4 protein-coding genes are annotated in these 26,134 nt (G+C 35.7%); all 4 read left to right on the top strand.

Going from position 1 to position 26,134, the window contains the following annotated elements; all coding sequences use genetic code 11:
* Positions 1 to 107 precede the first annotated feature (107 nt).
* A complete protein-coding gene (locus tag ACKI30_RS07525; RefSeq protein WP_407411285.1) occupies positions 108 to 6,152 on the top strand; it encodes an Ig-like domain repeat protein in 6,045 nt (2,014 codons plus the stop codon).
* A gap of 396 nt (positions 6,153 to 6,548) precedes the next feature.
* Positions 6,549 to 18,389 carry an Ig-like domain repeat protein gene (locus ACKI30_RS07520; protein WP_407411284.1) on the top strand — a complete coding sequence of 3,947 codons (11,841 nt, stop codon included), beginning with the start codon at positions 6,549 to 6,551 and terminating at the stop codon, positions 18,387 to 18,389.
* A gap of 152 nt (positions 18,390 to 18,541) precedes the next feature.
* Positions 18,542 to 20,743, top strand: a complete 2,202-nt coding sequence (locus tag ACKI30_RS07515; protein ID WP_407411283.1) for a right-handed parallel beta-helix repeat-containing protein — start codon at positions 18,542 to 18,544, stop codon at positions 20,741 to 20,743.
* Between the two features lie 144 nt (positions 20,744 to 20,887).
* A complete protein-coding gene (locus ACKI30_RS07510) occupies positions 20,888 to 26,071 on the top strand; it encodes an Ig-like domain repeat protein (RefSeq protein WP_407411281.1) in 5,184 nt (1,727 codons plus the stop codon).
* Positions 26,072 to 26,134: the final 63 nt, after the last annotated feature.

Raw genomic sequence — 26,134 nt, 5'->3', positions numbered from 1 at the left:
TAAATACTTTTTTTCTTATTTTTTTTCAATTATAATTGAAAAGTTTATATAATTTAATTAACAAAATTAAATATCGTATTTTAAATTTTATCAAATAGGTTGTAATTATGAGGTCATATAAATTATATTTAACATTAGCTATGGCAATAGTTCTGCTGTTTAGTGTGAGCGCTGTCTGTGCTAGTGATATAGATAATACTATTTTGAATGCGGATAATTCATCATATCTCACCTCCGGTGATTCCGTTGATGTAATATCCGAGTCATCTGAGGAAATCACTGTAAATGACTGGGATGATTTGCAGTTGTATTGTTCCAAAAGCGATAAGAACTATGTATTGAAATTAAAGGAAAATACAAATTATTATCCTTCAGATGTTGAAGACGAAAGTTACCAGATTCAGGTAAACAATAATGTTACTATTATAGGCAGTGATGGTGCATATATTGGAGATTCATCTCCTAATGCAAGATCCATTAATTATTTGGCAATCAATGTTCCTGAAAATTCCGGAAATGGAATTACATTAAAAGGAATAACATTCAAATGGATCGCATCCGAATACCAGCCTAATGCAATATTTTTACTGATGGCCGGAAATGCAGATAACGTTATTGAGGACTGCATTTTCACTAATATTACAATGACTGGCGGTCATTCATCAGTTATTCACATGTTAAGGGGAGACGTTACCTTAACTAATTGTTCTTTTACCAATATTACTTCTGACTTTGGATGTTTAAGTTTATATGACCCTAAAGACGACCCTACCAAAACCTGCACTCATGCCCGTGCAGAAGTTGACAACTGTTACTTCGAAGGTAACTATGCAAGAACCGAACCTGGCTGTATCAATAACTGCGGTGTGCTTGTGGTCAGGAACTCAACTTTCTATAGGAATACTGCTTTCTGGTGGGCAGGTGCAATTCATACTCATGGTGGTGCTAATACTACAATATATGATTCCAACTTCACTGATAATCTGGCAGGTTGGAATGGTGGTGCACTATATACTTACAGTTACTTACAGATCTACAACACAATATTTGTAGGTAATAACTGTACTACCAATAATGGTGGTGGTGCAATAGGTGCTTGTAAATATTTACATGCTCCATACATTCATATAGAAGACTCATTGTTTGAAGATAATGAGAACTTATGTTGGGCACTTACTGAGGATTCTCCAGGTTTAGGTCGTGGTGGTGCTATATCCATAATGGATGAAGGTGGACTGACTGTACTTAATACTACTTTCATAAGTAATAGTGCTTCTATCGGTACTGCTATCTGTGCTATTACACAAGGTTCCAATTACGGTTCTCCTGATGTGACTATTGTAGGTAACAGATTCATTAACCATACTCGTGTGAGTGATGTTTTAGTAATTAAACTGGATTATGATTCATTATGCAATATTAGCGACAATTATTATTTGGGAAATTCAATTGAATTTTCAAAATTAAAACTCGTGGCCGATGATAGGGTTGGTGATGAAGTGGAATTGCATATTGATGCCGCTTTAAAAAACTCCAATTACTATGATTCAGACATTTTGGACAAATCCGACTATCTTGTATATGTGGATGGGGTCTATCTTAAGACAATTACCGGACTTGATTTCACACTAAATTTAAAAAATATTGAAAAAGCCCAAGTTTATGTAGTTCCATCTATATCAACTAGTAAAAGTAACGAAGTTTCTGTCGGAATGCCAAAAGAGTATATCTATGTGTCACAAAAGTTGGGTGATAACAGCAATAACGGATCCAAAAACAGTCCCGTTGCAACATTGGACAGGGCTGTTGAACTTGCAAATGCTACTGGAAATATTATGATTCTTGACGGTACATTTTCACAAACAGATTTGCAAGTAAATTATAATTTATCTATCACCGGTGAAGACAACGTGATAATAACTTCAACAGGAAACATATTCAATGTTGGAAATGTTGAATTCACACTTAAAAATATAACATTCAAAAATTCAAAACAGTCTTCATCAGCTTCCGAAAGAATCATAAAGCAAAGCGGAGGACTTTTAGTTATTGAAGATTGTGTTTTTGATTCAAATTCATACAATACCTTAATTGAATCTGGAGCACCAATTGAGGCTAAAAACCTAAAATTCACAAACAACAATGGAATATTGATTGTGGCTGATGACTATAAGATATCCTCATCAGTATTTGACTCCAATACTGCCGCCACTAAATCCAGGATGCCTACATTAATAAAATCAAATGCAGCGGAAAAATCATTTATATCAGATTCAATATTCTCAAACAACAAGGTATATGATGGTTGTGTTTACTATAATACACGAGTAGGTCTAAACACATTGACAGTTACAGATTCAGTATTTGAGAATAATGTCGCAAGCGACGGATGTTCTGGAATAGTAATGTCATATTCAGGAATACTTGATGTCAAATCATCATTATTTATTAACAACACTGATTCCGGAAAGACCGGTGCAGTCATATTGACTTCTACAGAAGTCCACGTCACTGATTCCATATTTTTAGCAAACTCCATAGCCAATTCCAATAATGCAATAATAAATGCCAAATCATCAGTTAATCTCAAAAAGATTTACTGTGATGGAAACTGGTTTGGAAATACACAGGAAGATTATGATGTGGCTCCTCAAATCAGCTCATCTTCAAACTGCAATTACTGGCTGTTTTTAAATGCTTCCGCTGACACAACTTCAATGTTTATAGGGGAAAGTGTTGTTGTTGACTTTAATCTTAACAACGTTTACAATAAAAATGGAAACGTAACCTACTGGGATTCAAGCAATCTGCCTGTTGTAAAATTGGATATTTCAACAACTGGCGGAACATCCAGTGATTCTGAACTTACTCTTGTTTATGGAATGGGTAAAGTGACATATACCTTGCAGAAAACTGAAGGAAGTCTGATTGCAAGCTATAGTGGATTGGAAGATGTAATAAACTTCACAGAAGCTAAAGTCACACCTGAAATGACTGTAACTGTAAATGATATTTCAGTCGATGACGATGAGATCATTACTGTTGAATTGCCTGCTGATGCTACAGGCAGTCTGACAGTTAATGTGGGAGATACTGTCCAAAGTCAGAATATTGCAAATCCAAAAACAACATTTACATTATCTGATTTGGCTGCTGGGGATTATACTGCTGTTGTAGCTTACTCAGGTGATGAATACTATTCAGCAGTTGAAAAAACTCTCAACTTTAATGTTAACAAGTATAATTCAACAACTGTGTTGTCTGTTGGTCAAATCGATGTTGGCCAGGATGTAACATTGACTGTTAATGTTTCACCTGCTGCAACAGGAAATATCACATTGATTATTAACAATAAGGAAGAAATTTTACCTCTTGTAAATTCCAAAGCAACATACACAATCAATGCAATTACAAGAGGAGATTACGATATTAAAGCAACATATAATGGAAATTATAAATATTTATCTAGTGAGGATAGCTTAAAATTCTCTGTAGATAAATTGGATACTGAACTGTCCGTTAATGTGGACGATATTGTTTATGGCCAGGATGCAAAAATAGATATAATTCTCGATAGTGCAGCCGGAGGATCGGTCATAGTGTCAGTTAATGGTGTTAATACAACTTCTGAAGTTAAAGATGGAAAAGCCAGTGTCACACTTTCCAATTTAAATGCAGGAGATAAACAGGTCATTGTTTATTACAGTGGAGATAACGTTTTCAATTCAAATAATAAAACTGCATCATTCAGCGTATCCAAGGCAAACACTGCATTAACAATTAATGTAAATGACGTGATGATAGGCCATGATGTAAATGTTGAAGTTATTGTTGAAAGTGGCGTTGACGGAAACATCACAATTAGCTATGCCAATCAAACGGTCACTAAAACAATTCCACGTACAGGAAAAGTCTCATGGAAACTCTCTGATTTAAAAGTGGGCGAGTTTGAAGTTGCAGCAAGTTTATCAAGCAATAACTATATCAATGTTGACAATGCAACCACATTTAAAGTTTCAGATTATAATGCTCCTCAATGGTCAAATGAAGGTTATGACATTCAAAATACCGGAAAATCACCTTATGATATCAATTCTAACGGAGCAGTCATCTGGAGTTACAATGTAGGTGGGGATGTTGTTTCCAACCTGGCAATCGACTATGATGGAAATGTTTATTTCATTACATCAAATGGCGTTTATGCAATCAATAAAACCAGTCTATTGTGGAATTACAACAGTAATATGGAAGGCAATCTTTCTGGTTTGGCCATAAGTCGTGATGTAGTTGCAGTGCCTGAAGAGGGCAACACCCTACACTTCATCAACATTACAACCGGTGAAAAGTTCGGTAATTCCAATATTTACTGGGCATCAAGCTTATTTGCTCCTATTGTCGATTCTAATGCAAACATTTACATTTCAAGTGAATATCAATTTGCATCAAATGACTACAAATTGGTGGTTATTCCATATTCCCTATGGGAAAAAGGCGGAACACCTACATTAATCAGCCTTGGAAATTCAAAACCTGTCTGTGCCCCGGTCATTGTCAATGAAAATACTGCCGTTGTTGCATGCAGTGACAGTCTAAAAATCATTGATTTGAATAAAAAAGAAGTAATTTCAAGCATTAAAGGTGCTAACAATGGAATTCGTCCTGTAATTGGTAATGAAAACATGATTTATTCAGTATTGGATGATTCAGTTGTTGCGATAACTCCTAATGCTGTTCAAATATGGAAAACTAAAATTACTTCCGAAGCAGGTAAACATTTAGCCTTGGATGATGAATGGGGAGTATATTCCATTAACTCTCAGGGAAACCTCTGCAGATATGATTTAGTTGATGGAAGTGAATCAGTAATCTCCAATCTCACTTTCACATCAGGTATTCTGATAGGAAATGACGGTAACATTTATGTTGGATCAAACAACATGTTATATGCTTTTGATAGTGAAGGCAATGTTTTATGGAAATCAGATTTGGGATGTGAAATAACAGGAACTCCAATAGTTGACAAAGACGGTTTGATTTATGTGTCAACTAAGGAAAGTGTTGTTGCATTAGCTTCAGCACCATTGCAAAGCCCTGATATTAAAATTGATGTTAATGATAGTGAATTTGGTGAAACTGTAACCGTTGCTGTTGAAATAGACAATCAGTGCACCGGTGATTTGATACTTAAAATTGATGATGAAATCTATACTGAAGCAATAAACGATCAAGGAACAGTAATTAAAGCTATTTCAAATCTGTCAGTCGGAATCCACACTGTTGAAGTAATCTTTAATGGGGATGCAAGATTTAACTCTAAATCAGTATCTTCTAATTTCACAGTCAATAGAGTTGAAATTCCTTCCGGTGAGGATACAATTGACTTGAATGTTTCTGAGACTGGTGAAGCGTCAGATTACAGCATTTCCCTGCCTGTTGATGCTACCGGTACATTGACAGTTACTGTTGATGGGGTTAACTATACTGCCAGTGTGGTTAACGGTAAGGCTACCGTTAATGTTCCTGAATTAAGCGAAGGTAGCCACAATATCACAGTTACATACTCAGGTGATGCAAAATATTCACCTATTGTGAAAAATACCACTGTTAATGTAGATAGAAAGCCGGTTATTGGTATAACTGCAAAAGACTTGTCAATTCTTTATACCAGCGGTAAATCTTATCAGATTATGCTGACAAAAGACGGCAAGGGTTTTGCTTCACAAACTGTAACAATCACAATAAACGGCAAGAAATACACACGTACAACAAATGCAAATGGTTATGCATCAGTTAAAATAAGCTTGCCTCCTAAAACATACACTGTAACTGTTGTTTATGGTGATTTGAAGGTTACCAAGAAACTGACTGTCAAAAGCATTGTTGTTGCCAAAAATGTCAATGCCAAAAGATCTGCAAAAACAATCAAAATCAAGGTTTCTCTTAGTAAGGTAAATGGCAAATACTTGAAAAGCAAGAAAGTTACCTTAAAATTCAACAAAAAAACATTTAGTGTCAAAACTAATAAGAAAGGAGTTGCCACATTTACCATTAAGAACAGTGTCTATAAGAAACTTAAAATTGGTAAAAAATACACTTATCAGGTAACTTACGGCAAAAATACAGTTAAGAAAACCATTAAATTTAAAAAATAAATGAAAAAGATTATTTTTTCTTTTTCTTTTTTCTTGTTTTATTAGAATTCATTAAATCTTTTTTGTTTCATCCATATGGTCTATTTGGATAAATGGAATTTGGGATAAATTGTCAAAAATATTAATCATTGGTGCTCTAATTTTATAACTTATTCGGTTACTCTTTTGAATAGTTGTCTGGAAAATTAAATAAATTGATTTGTTTTCATCTCTTGTAGAAGCTTTGTTTTTCATAATTGTAAACTATTTTTACATTAATCTTGTCCTATATATTTTAATTTTATTCAATTTTACATTAATTTATATATAATGTCATATATACATTAAAAATGTAAAGTTAGATTTAATTTTTCTTATGTTAACTTTATAATTAAAAACATTGAATCGAGTGATTGAATGAAGAAATTGAATAAAAAGATACTAATTTGTGTGCTATTGGTCGCAGTGATGCTATTCAGCGTTAGTGCGATTAGTGCAGAAGATACTGCGCTTGATAACAATTTAGCCAGCTCTGATGCTGAGGATGTTGTCAGCGCAAGTGGGGATACTATCTATGTTGATAGTTCTTCGACAAGTGATGACGAACAAGGAACAGAGAGTAGTCCTTATAAAACAATTTCTTCCGCTGTTGGCAAAGCCACTGGTGGGGAAACTATTTTTATAAAAAATGGAAACTACTCTGAAAGTAGTGTGGTGCAAATTACCAAATCTTTATCTATTGTAGGTGAAAGCAAGGATGGTGTTTCTCTTAAATATACTGGTGATGCTAAAGGTAATTTAATTGAATCTAATACCCAGGGCATTTCAATTTCATTTACAAACATGACATTTAAAGATTCTGAAACTACATCTGGTAGTGGAATCATAAGATTTTATGGTGGTACTCCTATTGATGTGAACTTTACTGACTGTACTTTTACAAATATTGCGAATAAGTATGGTGCTCTTCAATTTGCAAATACTGGAACTGTAAATATTGAAGGTTGTACTTTTTCAGATTTAACTTCTAAATCTTCAAATGGTGCAACTGGAGTTTATGCTAGTGCGGGAGCTACATTTAACATTAAAGATACTGTATTTGAAGATTTAAAATATGAATCTACTGGTGGTCAAAATGGTGCGGTAGTATTCATGAGTAATGCTGCTACTACTTTAAACATGGACAATGTTACTATCCAAAGATTTAGTGGTGCTGCAAACAGTATTGTACGTAGTACTGGAACTGTAAATATTAAAAAATCTAAATTTGTAGATAATGATGTTCAGTTATCCTCTGCAGGTTATGTTGGGGACAGTTTATTCTACATTGGGGGCAGTGGACAATTTACCATGGAACAATCTGTTCTTGCAAACAACACTGTTGCAAAAAATGTATTTTATTTAGGTTCTAATGCTAAAGCAACCTTGAACTATAATAATATTTATAACAACACTTTCAATGCTTCTTATCAAGGAGGATTTAAAACTAACAATGGTGTTGTTGATGCAGAAAACAACTACTGGGGATCAAACACATTACCTGAAGGCGTAACCGCTAACGTATGGGTTGTTGAAGAAGACGGTTCATACAAATTAAGCAACGGCAATGAATTAGAAAAAGAAATCCCTGGATTGAATGATGGTGGCGACGAACCTGTTGTACCAACCGTATACGACATCATTTATGTTGATTCAGTAAATGGTGCAGATACTAACGACGGTTTCAGCGAAGCTACTGCAGTAAAAACAATCGAAAAAGCTGTAGCAATTTCAGAAGAAATCACTGCTGATTTGGATGAAGATCAAATTCCTACCATCGTAATTAAGGAAGGTACTTATGTTGAAAACCCAATTACAATTACTGAAAGTGTCATGTTCAACACTACCGGTCCTGTAACCTGGGATTCAAACGGTAAAAGAGCATTATATGTTCAATATGCGGGTGTAAGTCTTTCAAACATTACATTCATTAACGGTAATGAATCATACAACGGTGCTGTTATCCGCCAACAATATGGTATTGTACTCATTGACAATTGTGTATTCACAAACAATGGTGGAGAAAACAGGGAAGCTCTTATTTACGATAGTTATGGTGCTTTATCCATAACCAATACTGTATTTGATAAAAATACTGCTCATAAGACTAGTACTTCTTATGGAAACATTCGTGTAAACAATGGAAACTTATATGTAAATAACTGTAACTTTACTAACAACCACAATAAATATGGGGTATTATACATTTCAAGCTCACAAGCTCAAGTATACAACTCTTCATTTATTGGTAACAATGCAACTTCCTCAAGTGGAGGTTCAGGTGCAGGTATTTATGTAGGTGGTACTTCCACTACCCAAAGTGTATCTAGTGGTAAATTCAGTAATGGTACTGCTTCCAATTTATTAGTCAAAAACTGTGAATTTATTAATAACACTGCATTCGGCGGTACTTATTATGGTGGTGCCGGTGGAGCAGTCTATGTAAACAACAACGCAACTGCTGTAATTGAAGATTCATTGTTTGAAAACAATGTCGCTATTACTGGTGGAGAATCAGGTAAAGGTGGAGCAATTTATGCTTCTGCAGGTGACATTACCGTAAACGGCTGTGTATTCAACGACAATGTTGCTGAAGAAGGTTCAGAAATTTATCTTAGATACTATGACAGTACTTCTTCATACAGTATCATGATTGCACCTGATGCAATCAATAAAATTAACGTTAAAGATTCAGTCTTTAATGATGATAATAGTGCAATTGTTGTTTCAGACAATGCTAAATATGCTGCTGACGTGAATGAAAACTACTGGGGCAGCAATGATAATCCTGCTTCCAAAGTAGGAGAAAACGTCAATGTTGAAAATTGGGTAGTAATGGATGCTAAAGTAACTCCGGACAATGCTCAAATCGGAGATAATGTTACTGTTGACGTAACCTTCGACAAACTTCAACATGCTGATGACACTGTAAGCGAATATACTGGAACTTTACCTGAAATGGATGTAACTGTTACTTCCACAAGCGGTAAATTAAATGAAATTTTAACTGTTAAAGATAACAAGGCAAGTGTTGATTACACTATCGATGCTGCTGATGATGCAATTGATGTTGGTGATGTATCAATACCTTTAGTTGCTGGAATCATTTACGTTTCACCTGAAGGTGACGATAACAATGCAGGTACTGAAGAGGATCCTGTTGCAACTATTGCTCATGCTATTGAAATTTCAGTAAAAGGTAAAATCATTCTCTTGAACGGTACCCACAAAACCGGTGATTTAGGAACAATCACAAAAGATTTAACCATCATCGGTCAAGGTAATGCTATTATTGACGCTCAAAACAACAATAGAGTATTATATGTCGGTTCCACTGGAGATGTATTAATCGAAAATGTAACTTTAATCAATGGATACACTGCTGCTGATGAAAGCGGTGCATTATTCGGAAACTCAGGTAAATTGACCATTCAAGGTTGTACCTTAGCAAACTCCACTTCAAGCAAAAACGGTGGAGCAATCTACAATGTAGCTGAATTAATGGTAATTGATTCTGTATTTGAAAACAACAAAGCAGCCCAAAATGGTGGAGCAATATTCTCCCAGGCCGCTGCAGGTTTCACTCCTGAATTGTATGTTGTAGGAACCACCTTTACCAACAACAATGCTAAAGGTTCTTCCAACTTTGGTGGTGGAGCAATTTTCGCTCAACAAAATTCTGCATTTGATATTATAAACTCTGAATTTGTCGCAAACAGTGTGGATGCATATGGTGGAGGAGCTATTGAAATTGTAAACACAAATGTTGCTACAATCACAGGTTCTACATTTACTGGAAACTCCGCTAAAGGTGAAGATTCAGACAGTAACTATGGTGGAGGAGCAATCAGTTTCATTGGTGCTTACTCAGATAAAAAAGAAACTTTAACTGTAACTGATTCTTTATTCGAACAAAACACCGTTGACGGTCTTGGTGGTGGAGCAATTTATGTAAGAACCGCTACTGTAAACGTTGCAAACTCTGTTTTAGTAAGCAATTACGATGACAGCAATTATGCAGTTTATTCCAGAATTACCAGTATGGTAACTCCTACCGTAACTGTAAACGACAACTGGTGGGGAAGCAACGATTCACCTAAAGATTTAGTTTCTAACAAAGTGACATTAAACAGATGGGCTGTTTTAACTGTTACAAATGACACTCAAATCAAAGCTGGTGAAAACGTAACAATAAACGCTAACATTAACACATACACCACTGGTACTGCAACCGGAGATTTAGCAAAACCTATTGTTGTGCCTCGTGCTGTTACTTTAGAAACTTCCGATGCTACTGAAGAAGGTGTTTTAGTAGATGGTGAAGCTGACTTCGTTTACACAGTTCCTGAAGGATTAAAATTCATCAGAGTTTCTGTTGACAATGAAATTGTAACTTTATTCGTAACCACTACCGCAACAACCGTAAGTGCTGACAACTTCACAGCTAAAAAAGGTGAAAGATATGACTTCACTGCAAATGTAACCTGTGACGACGGCACTATCGTAAACCAAGGTACTGTCGAATTATTCATCGGTGAAGAATCCATCGCTACATTTGATGTGATTAACGGTACCGCATCAGGTAAATTATTAATTACTCAAGATGAAGGCGAATATAACATCACTGTAAAATATGTTGACCCTGAAACCTTATTCGATGAAAGCTTTGCTGTTGTAGGATTCACAGTTAAAGGTATGAATAACATTATCACTCCTGAAAACTTCTATGACTTCTTCGATGATGAAGGAATCATGTTTAGTGACATTCCATTTGATAACTTAATTTTCGATGGTGAATTTGAAGATTTAGGAGTTGACAAAATTGTAATTTCTGAATCCAAACAAATCGAATCCAATTATGCTGATTTCAATGATGTCGTAATAGTTATCGATGCGGATGATGTTTCATTCACTGGCAGAAGTTACTTCACTGTAGACGGTAATGCTGTTTCAGGTCCTGTAATCGCTATTTACGGTGACAATGTAACTGTAGAAAATGTAAATATTGATTACACAACCGCTAAAGACACTGAAGCTTACGGTATTTTAATCTATGAAGCTGATGGCGTATCAGTTGATAACGCACGCATTGACTTTGAAAGTAACTCCGTTGGTACTCCTGGATACACTCAACACGCTATTCAAATCCGCAGTTCCAGCAATGTAAACATTACAAAAGGAACTATCAGATCAAAATTGCCTGCTTGCGATGTTGATTTCGCAAGTCAAGGTATTGACCAGGATTTAATTTTAGCTATCGGTATCCAAGACAGTGAAAACATTGTTTTAAATAAAAACACTGTTACCACTGATGTAACTGCAACCCACGGATACTATCCTACTGTTGACTCCATCATGGCTAATAATGTAAACAATTTAGTCATCTCTGACAGTAAGATTACTCAAATCGACAAGTCAACTGTTGGTGCAGGTTACTCAAATGCTGTAGACTTATACGTTTCAAACAATGTAAATATTACCGGAAACACCATTACAATCAATTCTGATGCTGGTGAAGAGGCTGCAGGTACTGCATATCCTATCCAACTTACCGGTCCTTACGCAAACCTTTTAATTGACGGTAACACCTTAACCGCAATCAGTAATGGTCCTACCTTAGGTATTTACTCACAAAACTATGCTGGTGAAACTGATATTACTGTAACAAACAACTATATCGACGTAACCGGTTTAGCAACTGCCGGAAATGTTTGGTCTTTAGTTTCAGGTATGGAACTTCAAGACACCCAGGCAAAAATATACAACAACACTATTTACTCTCACAATGTCGGTGAATATGATGCAGATAACAATTTATACGGTATAAGTTACGCTCAATGGTTATCCGGCGATCACACTTTTGACATAAGAGACAATGCTATCTTCACTGAAGGTGAATATGCAGTATACTTCTTGAATGCTGTAAACAGTAATGTTGTTGGAAACGATTTACACGGCCATGACTTAGAAGGTGACGATGCAGCTATCATTAAAGGCGGTGAAGGAAATGTAATTGAAAACAACACTCCACCTTACGAAGCTGAAGTTATCATCGACGCTCCTGGAGCTTGGATTGGTCATGATGCTGAAATCACTGTCACTGTAACAAATGCTACTGACGGTAACGTAACAATCAAAGTAAATGACAAAGTATATGATGATTTAGCTTTAGTTAACGGTAGTGCAACTCTAGTTGTTCCTTTAGCTGACATTGCACAGGATGCAATCAACAACGTTAGCGTAACCTATAACGGTGGTTCCAGAGTATTCTCTGGTGCAGGCGAAGCTACATTTAATGTTGTCAGCGGTTTAATTACCAACCAAACATTCTTCAATTACTTCGCTGAAAACGGTTACTTGTTATCATTTGTTCCTGAAGGAGCTACCTTAGACTTCCAAGGACCGTTCTATGGTGATAAATATAGCGTATACATTAACAAACCTGTAAATGTAATTTCATCCAAAAATGCAAATGGTACTGGTTTATTAGGTGCTTATAAGGAAGAACTCATCGGAACTGCTGTATTTGACAGTGGTGAAAACCCTAACTACAAATGGATTAAATTCAATGTTGTAGCAGGCGGTGACAATACCAACATTACCGGTATTAGTATCATCAACGGTGATTTATTCATCCAAGGTGCATCCAATGTAACCGTAGACAACATTTACATGAAAGCTAACATGAGAGGAGTAGGTTCAGGTACTGGATTCTTATCAATCCACTCTGAAGCTTACAACACTGTAATTAAAAACTCATACTTCGAAAACGGTGGTACAGGTTCAAGTTGTGTAGTTCTCGGTAAAGGTGGAAAATACGCTACCTTTGACAACAATGTATTCAACATAACTGGTTCATCCGGTAACGTTTTATCATCCAATATATTTGTTGGTAAAGGTGACAACCCTGAATTTGTAAACTACATCAACAATGTAATTAACAGTCAAGTTGCTGCTTCCGGATTTATGTATGGTATTACTGTATGTGGCCAAGGTAACGTAATTGAAAACAACACCTTAAACAACTTCAAAGGTAATGCAATTGTTAACCAATGGGGTGCAACCTCAACCAAGAACGTTTACAGAAACAACACCATTACTGGTGGAGGATCCATGGCTATCGGTACCTACAGTATTGTTGAAAACAACAATGTAGCTGAAGGTGCTTTAACCGTAACCGAAGGATGTAACTTCACTGGAAACACTGCAAAATCCTTAACAATCAGCGGTAAAAATGTTTATGCAGCTAACAACACTGTTTTAACTACTGTAAATATTGCAACTGCTGCTAAAAACACAACTTTCGAAGAAAATGAAGTAAATGGTCTTGTAACTGTCAACTCAAATGACAACACTATTGTCAGAAACAAAGTTACCACTACAACCCCATATGCAATCGACTTGAAATCAACTTCAAACAACACTGTAACCTACAACAAATTAGCTAGTGCTGATAAAATGGGTGACGCAGCTGTAAACTATGCTGAAGGTAAAGACAACAATGTTACCCTCAACGGTGGAAATCCAATTATGGATATTCAAGTTGAAAACACATGGATTACTCAAAACAATACAATCACTATTGCTATTGTCAACGCTACAGGTAATGTGACTGTAAAAGTAAACAGCAAGGAATTTGTTGAAGTTCCTTTAGTAGATGGTGCTGTAACTATTGAAGTGGATGCAGCTGACATTGTTGCTGGCGTAAATAATGTAACCGTAACCTACAACGGTGATGAATTCATCAACGCTGACACTGATTCAACCACTTTCATCGGTTTAGACAATGTTGTAACTGAAGATATCTTCTACGAATACTTCGATGAATACGGATTCTTAAACGAAGAAGTTCCATTCGATGAATTGATCTTCAAAGGAGAATTCGACAAACTTTCATATTATGTAATTCTTGACAGACCTATCAAAATCACTGGTCAGGATGCTGTATTGAAAGACATTGCATTCGTCATTGACTCTACTGATGTCAGCTTAGATGGATTAACTTTAACTTCCACAATGAACTTAGGACCATTAGTAACTGTAGGTGAAAGTGACGTATCCATTTCAAACATGAACATTTCATACATTGTAAAAGATGGCGACTCAGTTGCTATTGATATTAAGGATGTAGACAATGTAAATGTGACTGACTCTGTCATTTATGTTGAAACTCATATTACTGATGATACAAATTCAGCAAGTGCTATTAATGTAGACAAATCTTCCAATATTTTAATTGATGGAAATGTATTCACTACCAGTTTCCCTGCATTATTTGCAAGCAACTATGACTGGGATTACATGATGATGGGATTAAATACTGTTAACCCTATCAGAGTCAGAGCATCTGAAAACGTTACATTCACAAATAACAAAGTAAACTCTACTTTAAATGATGTAAGTGCATCTTATCCTACCGCTCAATCTGTATATGTAATTGGATCTGAAAATGTATTAATCGATTCCAATGATTTCTATTTCAACGATGAATTAACACCTGCTGGAGTAGTAGCATACTTATACGTAATTGAATTTGGATATGATAAGAATGTAACTGTATCCAACAACAACTTTGACATATCTACTGTAGCCGGTAGAGACTCAAACGGTGCGGCATATGCATTGCAAGGTGTGGAATCTGAAATGTATGTTATTGGAAATAACATTACTACCATTTCAAGCGGTCCTAACTTAGGTTTCTACGTATCCAGTATGATGGGTGGAAGTTCTGAAGTATATATTGCAGACAATATATTCAATGTAACCGGTAATGCTACTACAAATGCTCAATGGGCATTAGTATCCGGTATTGAAATTACCAACGGTAACGCAAAAATATACAACAACACAATTTACACTTACAACAAAGCAGGATATGTTGATGTAGCTCCTGTTCATGGTGTAAGTTACGGTCAATACATGTACGGTTCCCGTTCATTAGACGTGCAAAACAACACCATGTATGTTCAAGGTAAATACACTGTTTCAGTATTGGAAGGAACTCCTGCTAATGTAACTGGTAACACTTTATACGCTGAAGAATTATTCGGTGATGACTCTGTTGCTCCTGGTGTTGACGGAATTGTTGAAAACAACACACCTCCATTTGCTGTTGAAATGACCATTGATGCTCAAACTGCTTGGGTTGGAACTAACTCTACTATTACTGTAACCGTTCCTGCCGGAACCGGTAACGTAACTATTAAAATAGGTAATAAAACTTATGAAGAATTAGTATTAGAAAATAACACTGTAACTGTTGATGTTGCAGCTGAAGACTTAGTTGTAGGCGCTAATAACATTACTGTAATCTACAACGGTGACACCTACATTAACCCTGGTGAAGCTACCGGTAACTTACAAGTAATCGACGGCGTAATCACTAATGAAACATTCAAATACTACTTCGATGCAGACAATAAGAATTACTTATTCGATTATGTTCCTGAAAACGTAACTTTAGACTTCCAAGGATCATTTGTTGGTGGAGACTTCTCATTATTCATTAACAAACCTGAAAACATTGTATCCACAACTGGCGATGCTGTATTTGACAGTGGTGCAAACCCTAACTACAACTGGTTTAAATTCAATGTTGTTGCGGGTGCGGACCACACTAACATAACCGGTATTAGCATTGTTAACGGTGACTTGTTCATCCAAGGTGCATCTTACGTAACTGTTGATGACATTGACATGAAAGCTAACATGAGAGGAGTAGGTTCAGGTACTGGATTCTTATCCATCCACTCAGAAGCTTACTACACTGTAATTAAAAACTCCCACTTTGAAAACGGCGGTACAGGTTCAAGTTGTGTAGTTCTCGGTAAAGGTGGTAAATACGCTACCTTCGATAACAACGTATTTGACATAACCGGTTCATCTGGTAATGTTTTATCATCCAATATCTTTGTTGGTAAAGGTGACAACCCTGAATTTGTAAATTACACCAATAACGTAATCAACAGTCAAGTTGCTGCTTCCGGATTCATGTATGGTATTACTGTATGTGGTCAAGGTAACTTAATTGAAAACAACACCTTGAACAACTTCAAAGGTAATGCAATTGTTAACCAATTTGGTGCAACTTCAACCAAGAACGTATACAGAAACAACACCATTACTGGTGGAGGATCCATGGCTATCGGTACATACAGCCTTGTTGAAAACAACAATGTGACTGATGGTGCTTTAACCGTAACCGAAGGATGTAACTTCACAGGAAATACCGCTAAATCCTTAACAATCAGCGGTAAAAATGTCGTTGCAACTGAAAACACTGTTTTAGGTACTGTAACTATTTCAGCTGCTGCTAAAAACACAACCTTCAAAAACAATGTTGTAAACGGTTTAGTAACTGTAAACTCAAATGACAACGTTATTTCAGACAACATGATTACTGCCGCTAGCGAATATGCAGTTGATCTTAAATCAACATCCAACAACAATGTTACCGATAACATTTTATACGCAAATGAATTAGTCGGTGATGCTGCTGTTAACTTCGCTGAAGATAAAAACAATACTGTTGAAAACAACTTCCCAGTTGACCCTGTTTTAGTTGTTGAAGCAGCTGACATTACAGTTGGTGAAAATGCAACTATCAACATTTCATTTAAAGAAATTGTAGACGGAACTGTTGAAGTTATTGTAGACGGTAAAAAATACAGCGTTGAAATTACTGAAGGTAAAGGTCAACTTATCGTAGCTGATTTAGAAGCTAACAAATACACTGTAAGTGCAAGTTACGATGGAGATTTAATCTACATGGCAACTGAAAACGCAACTTCATTCACTGTAAACAAATTAGAAACTGAAGATGCTCTCAATATCACTGTTCCTAGTGATGCTAAAGTTGGAGACAACGCTACTGTAGACATCAGCATTCCTGGCGCTACAGGTAATGTTTCTGTTATTGTTGATGGTGTTGAAACAGTTGTTGCTTTAGATGAAAATGGTACTGCTAGCGTTCCTGTCAACGATTTAGATGCTGGTGACCATAATGTTGTTGTGGTATATGACGGAGATGACACTCACGCTCCTACACATGCTGTTGCATCATTCAATGTCCCTGAACCTGAAGCTCCTGAAGCTAACATAACCGTTCCTAGTGATGTTAAAGCTGGAGACAATGCTACTGTTGATGTAAGCATTCCTGATGCTACCGGTAACGTAACTGTAATTGTTGATGGAAAAGCAACCACCGTTCCTTTAGATGAAAACGGTACTGCTAGTGTTCCTATTAATGATGTTGCTCCTGGTGACCATGGTGTTGTTGTAGTCTACTCTGGTGACGAAACTCACGCTCCGGTAATTAAAACTGCTGCTTTCAGTGTTCCTGATTACATCGCAACCAAATTCGCTAACATTACAGTCATGGAAGACTTAAACATTACTGCAGTTTTAGTGGATGCTAACGGCAATCCTATTGCAAACGCAAATATTGCCTATGCAGTTGGTGACGTATCCAACAGTACTGTAACCGGTGCTGACGGTTCATTCACAATTGCAGGTGTAAGCGGTGAAGTAATTGCATTCAATTACGCTGGTAACGACACATATCTTGCTACAAACACTTCCATTAAATTTGATAATGTGGCTCCTGAAAGGTTAGCTACCCAATTCAATATTACTAATGGATACAGATTACAAGTTTATGCTGTTGATTATAAAGCTGGTGAAAGAGGAGCATACTTTGACGTATTGTTAACTGATTCAAATGGTAACCGTCTTGTAAACCAAAGTGTGGTATTCGCTATCAACGGTTGGGTACACAACAAGACTACCGACGAAAACGGTGTAGCACATCTTCAAATCAACTTGCAAGATTCAAACTACTACACCTGCGCTCCATGTTACCTTGGAAACACAACATACAACGCAACATTTGCTTCAGCTATGCTTGATGTAATCAAAAAACCGATCACAATTTCTGCTGCTGCTAAATCATACAAAGCAACCGCAAAAACCAAAAAATACACAGTTACTTTAAAAACCATCAAAGGATCATCCGCTGATGGTAAAACCTACCTCAAATCAGGTAAAAAAGTAACCCTTAAAGTGAACGGTAAAACATACACCGGCAAAATCAACGCTAAAGGACAAGTTACCTTCTCACTCAAATTGACCAAGAAAGGTAAATTCCAAGCAGTGATTAAATTTGCAGGTGACAAAACATACGAAGCCGCAACCAAAAAAGTAACAATAACAATTAAATAGTGAGATTAACTTTCTCACTCTTTTTTTTTCTTTTTTTAATCTTTCTTTGATAACTTTTTAAGGATAACTTTATTAACTATTTTTTACATAAATTATTGTATCTTTGAGTAATTATTCATTTAATTGCTTTGGGTGTATTTATCTCAAAGGAGGTGAAAGGTATAAGATATGATGTGAAATTATTCACTCTATTAATGGTTATCTGTTTTATAATTTCACTGTCTTCTGTATCAGCAGCTGACTTAAATGAGACCAATTCAACTATAAAACTGGATGTTGAAGATGTTTCCATATTGACTGTTGATGAGGAGATTCCGGATCAGCCGGATTTGGTTGTAAATGATACGATTTATATCGATTCAGATAATATTGATGATTATTTCACAAATGGTGTATTAACATCAAGATTTAATGATAAGACTTTGATATTCAATCAGAATTTTGAAAATCTTGGTAAATTAAGTATTCGTGCTAACAATGTTACAATTAAAGGTATTGGATATGATTTAAAAAATACAGTATTCCAAGTTGATGCTAGAGATGTTACATTATCAGATTTGTATTTGGAGTTGGATAGTGCATTTCCTGAAAATGACGGTGCAGCTATTGAAATCCTATCAGACAATGTTTATTTAAATAATGTAAATATTAATTATATCGTCCCTAAAAATGTTGAAGCGTATGGAATTTATGCAATGAGCGATCCAGAAAACCCATTGAGGAATTTGAAAATAAAAAATTCGCTCATCAATTTTGAAGGGCATAATGATGATGTAAACGTTTATAATTGTGCTGTGAAATTATTGGATTGTAAAGATTCTTTAGTTGAAAACAACACTTTTATTTCCGCATTGCCTCTTAAAGATATCATATTTGGGGCAGATGGTGCTGAACTTGCATCAGATTTAGTATTGACAGTAGGTATAGAAGGTTGTAACAACATATCTTTTATTGGAAATCATCTTTTCTCTGAGGTTAATAAAAGGCCTGAGAATTTATATCCGTCCCTTGATTGTATGTTAATCAGTAAATCGGATAATTCATTAATATGCAATAATTCCATCTTTATGACAGACTTTTTAACATATCCTGGTATTGACAATTACCTTTACGGACTGGACATCTACAATTTGAATAACATTACTGTATGTCACAACAATATTTCAATCATAACCACTGGAGGAAAACTCGCTGCTGGAACAGCATATCCTATCCAGATTACAGGTCCAATTTCCGAGGTAAATATTACAGAAAATGATTTGTATTCATTTTCCAACGGTCCGAACATTGGAATTTATTCACAGAATTTCTATGGTGCGACCTCATTGTCCATTACAAAAAATAGGATTAATGTCACTGGACTTGCAGGAACTCATGAATGGGCTTTAGTGGCCGGAATTGAGTCTCAAGATACATGTTCAACAATTCTTAACAATATTATTGAAGTTCACAGTGTAGGAGATGTTTCAATTGATGATAACATTTATGGAATCAGTTATCGTCAGTCTACAAACGGAGACCATCAGTATGATATTGAAAACAACACTGTGTTCAGTGATGGGTACTATGCAGTAAATCTCCTGTCTTCCGTTAATTCAAAAGTCATTAACAACTTATTGGTTTCATATAATTCCAAAGTTAATTCGGGTAACGGAGGATTTAGATATTGGGATGTGAATTCGCACAGAGGTTTGGAATTCTACAATAATCAGATAATGAGAGCCTTTGATTATTTTGCATTAAACAATAACAATGTGGATAATGGAGACAGAAACGATTATTCCACTCCAAAAAACGACAAGGGTATCAAAAACGAGATTGACGGTTCTAAACTTCCCGGTGATAATAAGGATAAAAAATATCCGTTCAACCCATTGATTCCTGGAAATTCAAAGGATTATGGGACAAATGATCAAACTCAAACCGGTGATGATAACAAAGATGATTCATCTTCAGATAGCGAAGGGGGAAACTCTCAACAAGGAAGCAGTTCTGGAAATTCCACAAAAGACAATGTAATGTCTTTAAAAGATTATTTGATAAATTTCATCAATTCAAATACTGAAGGTGGAAGCGTAAACACTACTTCATACAACGGACAAAATGCAAATGTACAATCAAATCAAAGTGATGCAACCCCATCAGCTGAAGGTGCTGAAAGTGCAGCAAGTCAATCAAAATCATCCATGAGTCCGGATTCCTCAGCTGCAGGTGAATCCGAAAGTGTGAGTAAAAAAGCTTATGAAATTGATGAGAAGTATGAAGAAAAGTTCATTCCATCAATATTTTTCATCATACCTGTGTTGATTCTGTTATTTATTGGAGTTAGACGCAAAAAATCAAATCTTGATTAATTAGTTGTTTTTCAACTAATTCTCTTTTTTTTTATTTAATTGAGTATTCTCGATAATTTTAAATAGTCTTTTTTTCATAACTAAACATATCATAGACAAATGATATTTTTTAAAGTATAATTAAAAATTATTGAGGTAATAAAGTTGAAAATAAATAAATTAGTATTTATATTGTTTATTTCATTGATACTTTTATCATTATCTTTTGTAAGCGCTCAGGATAACTCAACAGATAGTGATATCGTTACTGTGTATGTCAATTCAACGGACAGTGATGTTACAGGTGTTAATGAAGATAATTCAATATATGTTAGTACAAAAGGGATGGATTTCCATAAGGGAACTCCGGATTCCCCGCTCAAAACAATAAAACGGGCCATATCACTTTCAGGTGATAACGGTACAATCTATTTGTCTGATGGGGAATTTTCAGGAAATCTGAACAGTAAATTGACAGTTTCAAAGTCTTTGACTTTTGTCGGTGGTAAAAATACTGTAATCAACGGATTATATAGCAACTATCTTTTTGAAATATCTGATGGAGTTACAGTTAATTTTGTAAATATTAAGTTTATAAATGCATATAAGGCTCCGGAATCATACTCAGCATCTTACAATAAAAATGTGTATGGTGCGGCTTTGGACATTAAAAATGCAAAAGTGACGGTTGAAAACTGCTCTTTTCTAAACTCTGTCATAAGTTATGGTTCAAGGGACAATTATGTCTACGGTGGAGCAATCAGTAACTTCGGAGACCTGACCGTTATCAACTCATATTTCAAAAACAACACTGCACTGTCCACTTCAGGACTGTTCTCATATGGTGGAAGCGTATACAATAAGGGCAAGCTAAGCATTTGCAATTCCACATTTTCAAAATCATCCAGCATTGATTTCGGATACGGTGCTACAATAGCAAATGACGGTGAAGTAATCATGAAGAATTCCGTCATATCTGAAGCTTCAGCACTTCATGAATGTAAAGGACCTGCAATTTACAATACCGGCGACTTTAAGTTGTACAATTCCATAATTGAAAATAACTATATTGAAAGGTCTAATTTCAATTATATCTACGGTGTAGTTTATAATTCAGGAACACTCACAGCTGTTGGAAGCATTTTCAGAAACAATACTGGTTACTATGAAGCTCCAACCCCTGCATATAAAGGTTCACCGAATATCTATAACATCGGTTTATTGAACTTGACCTACAATGCATTTATGGACAATGCTCCTTTTGACGGGATTTCAACAGATATCTTCTTCAATGGCGGAGAAATTATCTCAATTGACAACAACTGGTGGAATACAAACGAAAACCCTTATAAGGCAGATTCAAAAATAAATGTGGATGAAATCAACTCCTGGCTGATTCTCAATGTGACCCCTGACTATTCAAAATTAAATATTTCAGATTCCGTCATGCTCAATGTCTCATGGACAAACAACATTAACTTATTACCTCAAATCAGTTTAATTCCTATATTCAATGTCACATTCAAGACAGATGTGGGTGGAAATCAGATAATCTCAAACAAACAGTTAGTAAACGGAAAAGCTAACTTTGAATTTAATTATACTCAAAATAAAGGTCTGTATGAAGTAATAACATATTTGGGATCATTTAATCTGAAAGCACAGGTTGACGTCGGTAAGGTAATGACATACATAAAATACGATGTGGATGATAACATTACCTATTTGGATGACTTGACTGTCAATGTGGAAGTCGTAAGTGCAGACGGATCTGTTCCGACAGGTGTTGTTCTTTTAAAGATTGGTGAGGAAACCTATACCGTTAATCTGGTCAACGGTAAGGGAACATGCAAGATTTCAGACTTGACTCCTCAAAAATACACATTAAACATGATTTATGAAGGCAGTGAAAATCATTTCAAGGCATTCAATAAAACCTCAGTGAATATCAATAAGCTTGATGTGGACTTGGCATTGAATATTCCTGAAATTAAGGTAGGTCAGAAAGGCCAAGCAATTGTTACCCTTTCTCCAAAAGGAGTTCAAGGTCAGGCAATATTGTACGTCGATGGAGTGAGAAAGAAAATTGTTTACCTGTATAACGGAGACACTACAATCTCCTTGAACAATTTTGCAGAAGGAAAATACAACATAACTCTTGAGTTTGTTGAGAATTCATACTACAATTCAGCCAAAGTCAGCGGAATCTTAAACGTTACAAGATATGAATCCTCAATAAACATTTCTGCAGACGACATTAAAGTCGGAGAAAATGCAACAATAACCGTTAAGGTAAGTCCTGATTCACTGAGAGGAGAAGCTACATTAATCATCAACGGCGTTAACAATACCATATTCATAGATGACACAGTTACAAATGTAACCTTAACCAATCTGGGAGCTGGCGCATACAATGTCACATTGATTTTTGATGGTGATTTAAGATATAATCCAGTAACTACATCAACTTCATTCAATGTTTTAAGGATTCCTGTTGACTTGTCAGTCAATATCATTCAGGATGACAAGAATTTAAATGGAACAATAAGTGTCAAATTAAATTCAACCAACTGCACAGGAGTTGTAGGTGTTTACGTTAACTATAATGTATACAGAATAAATGTCACTGAGGGTGAGGCTGAATTTTCAGTCAAGTTTGATAAGGGAACAAATTACATATTTGTATTTTATGAAGGAGACGAATACTTCGATGAGGCAACCTGGAACACTACCTTGGGAGTAGCGGATGAGTTTGTATTCATCGGTGAAAATTCAACAGGCTTTGCAGGAAACGACTTCAGCTATTCCGTAAGGTTAATCGAGGTCAACGGTATTCCTATGCCTGGAAGAACAGTGACTATAGAATTCAATGATAAAAAGTATAATGTCACAACAAATGATGACGGTTACGCTTTATTTAACCTCAATCTCTCTGAAGGAAGCTACACAATCTCTGCAAGCTATAAAAATGCTACAGTACACAATACATTAACAGTTAAAAAGGTTGATTTCAACCTGACTGCAGATAACATTTCTTACGGTGAAGCAGAAGTGATCAAGGCAACTTTTGAAAATGGTGTGAAAGGTAATGTAACATTTAATATTGGTGATTTAAGCATTTCAGTTGAAATTGTCAACGGAACAGCAGTTTATAACACTTCCAGTTTAAATGCCGGAAAATACACAGTCACTGCAATCTATAATGGAATTGCTCATGATGCAGAGTTTAATGTTGCAAAATCCGAATTGAACTGGCAAATCACTGTCAATCCTGCAACCCCATATATTGATGAGATAATAGACGTTTCCAATCTGGGCGACGCATCAGGCGAAATTACATTTGTTTTCAACGAAAATGAATACAAAGTTGACATTAAGGATAATGCAGTTAGTCTGAACCTGAATAAATTGGATGAAGGAAGATACTCAATTACAGTTAAATATGACGGTGATGCAAATTATTTACCTGCAAATGAAACATTGAGCTTTTATGTAAAACAGTTTGCATCAGACTTGACCTTAAGCGTGAATGATGCACCTTATGCAGGTGACTTGATTGTTACAGCAACCCTTAATGATAATGCAACAGGTATCGTAAGATTCAATGTTGCAGACATCACAAAGGAAATAAGCATTGTCAACGGTAAGGCTGTCTGGAATTTCACAGGAATCGATGTTGGAAATTACACAGTCACTGCAAAATATTTGGGTGACGAGTACTACGTTGAATCTGAAAATTCAACTTCATTTAGCGTATATAAGGCAAGTTCAGCTATTCGTCTGTATGTAAAAGAGGTTAGCTTAGGCGAAAACATCAGAATCTATGCTGATTTAAGCCCTAATGCAACAGGAAGCGTATCTTTCAGTATGATAGGTTATTTCTCACCTAGAAACAAACCTATTTCAAATTCCGCATCAACCTGGTATATCGCTCCTTTAAACACTGGAGAATACACAGTCATTGCCAAATATGTAGGTGATAAGAATTACCTTGCTTCAAATACCACCTACATTCTTAACGTTTCCCAAAGAAAAACTGTTTTGAATGTCGAATTAAATGATGCAGGAATAAATGACAGGGTAATCTGCAAAGTCAGCTTAAAAACAAAAGATGGAGTTGGCATAACAGACAAGGTATCCTTAAGAATAGGAAACAACGTTTATAATATTGAAATAAAAGACGGAAGCGGATCATTGGTTTTAGGTAAATTGGCTATTGGAAATTATGCTTACAATGTTGAATATGCTGGATCTGAAAACTTCACTTCAGCAAGCGTTGACGGCAGCTTCAAGGTAATTGACGATTTGCTTGAAGCTAATTTGACATGCAATAATCTGACAATGTATTACGGAGGAAGCGATAAGCTTGTGGTCTCATTGAAAAATTCCAACGGCAATCCGTTTGCATCCCAAATCATTGTAGTTAAATTGAATTCAAAAGAGTATACTTTATTCACTGATGCTAATGGTGAGGCTTCACTTGACATAGACCTCAATCCTGGAGTTTATAACGCTTCAATAATTTTTGAGGAAACTTCAAGATACAAATCAGCATCAACAAGTGCCAAAATTAACGTATTGTCAACTGTTGAAGGAATTGATGTCGTCAAGTTATACGGAAGCGGAACCCAATACTTTGCAGCATTTGTCGATTCAAATGGAAAAGCGTTAGGAAACACTGAAGTCACATTTAAAATTTCAGGAAATTCCTATAAACTAAAAACCATGCCTAACGGTATTGCAAAGATAAATGTCAACTTTAAGGTGGGAACTTATGTGATTTCAACCGTTAATCCTGCTACAGGTCAGAAACTGTCCAATAAAATTACAATTTATTATTATATTGTAGGTAAGGACTCATCAAACTATGACGGATCAAAGACCACATATAAAGTCCGCATCTATTCAGGATATCAAAAGCCTGTCGGAGCGGGCAAGGTTGTTAAGTTTAAAGTCAACGGCAAAACATACCAGGTAAAGACTGATAAGAAAGGTTATGCAAAACTTGCAATTAAATTGAAACCTAAAAAATACACAGTTACTGTTACCTACTCAAAATACAAAGTGTCAAACAAGATTACAGTCAAAAAGCTGTTGTCCGCCAAAAACATTTCAAAGAAAAAATCCAAAACAACCAAGTTTCAGGCAAAACTGGTCAACAGTAAGGGTGTAGTCCAGAAAGGCAAAAAGATTACCTTCAAAATCGACGGCAAGAAATACACTGCCAAAACCAATAAGAAGGGACTGGCTACCATTACTATCAAGACAACCCTGAAGGTGGGCAAGCATAAGATAGTTTCATCTTATGGCAAAACCAAGATAACAAACACAATAACAATCAAGAAATAGAAGTTTTTTACAAAACTTCTTTTATTTTATTTTTTCATGTACATTATCAATGTGCAACCGATG

The organism is Methanobrevibacter sp. (assembly GCF_045539575.1).
Classification (GTDB): Archaea; Methanobacteriota; Methanobacteria; order Methanobacteriales; family Methanobacteriaceae; genus Methanocatella.
The sequence above is the reverse complement of the archived record's forward strand: the minus strand, read 5'-3'. Positions and strand labels throughout refer to the sequence as shown.

Excerpts from the sequence above, each read along its gene's own strand:
- ACKI30_RS07525 (WP_407411285.1), top strand. The coding sequence starts at position 108 with ATGAGGTCATATAAATTATATTTAACATTAGCTATGGCAATAGTTCTG.
- ACKI30_RS07520 (WP_407411284.1), top strand. The coding sequence starts at position 6,549 with ATGAAGAAATTGAATAAAAAGATACTAATTTGTGTGCTATTGGTCGCA.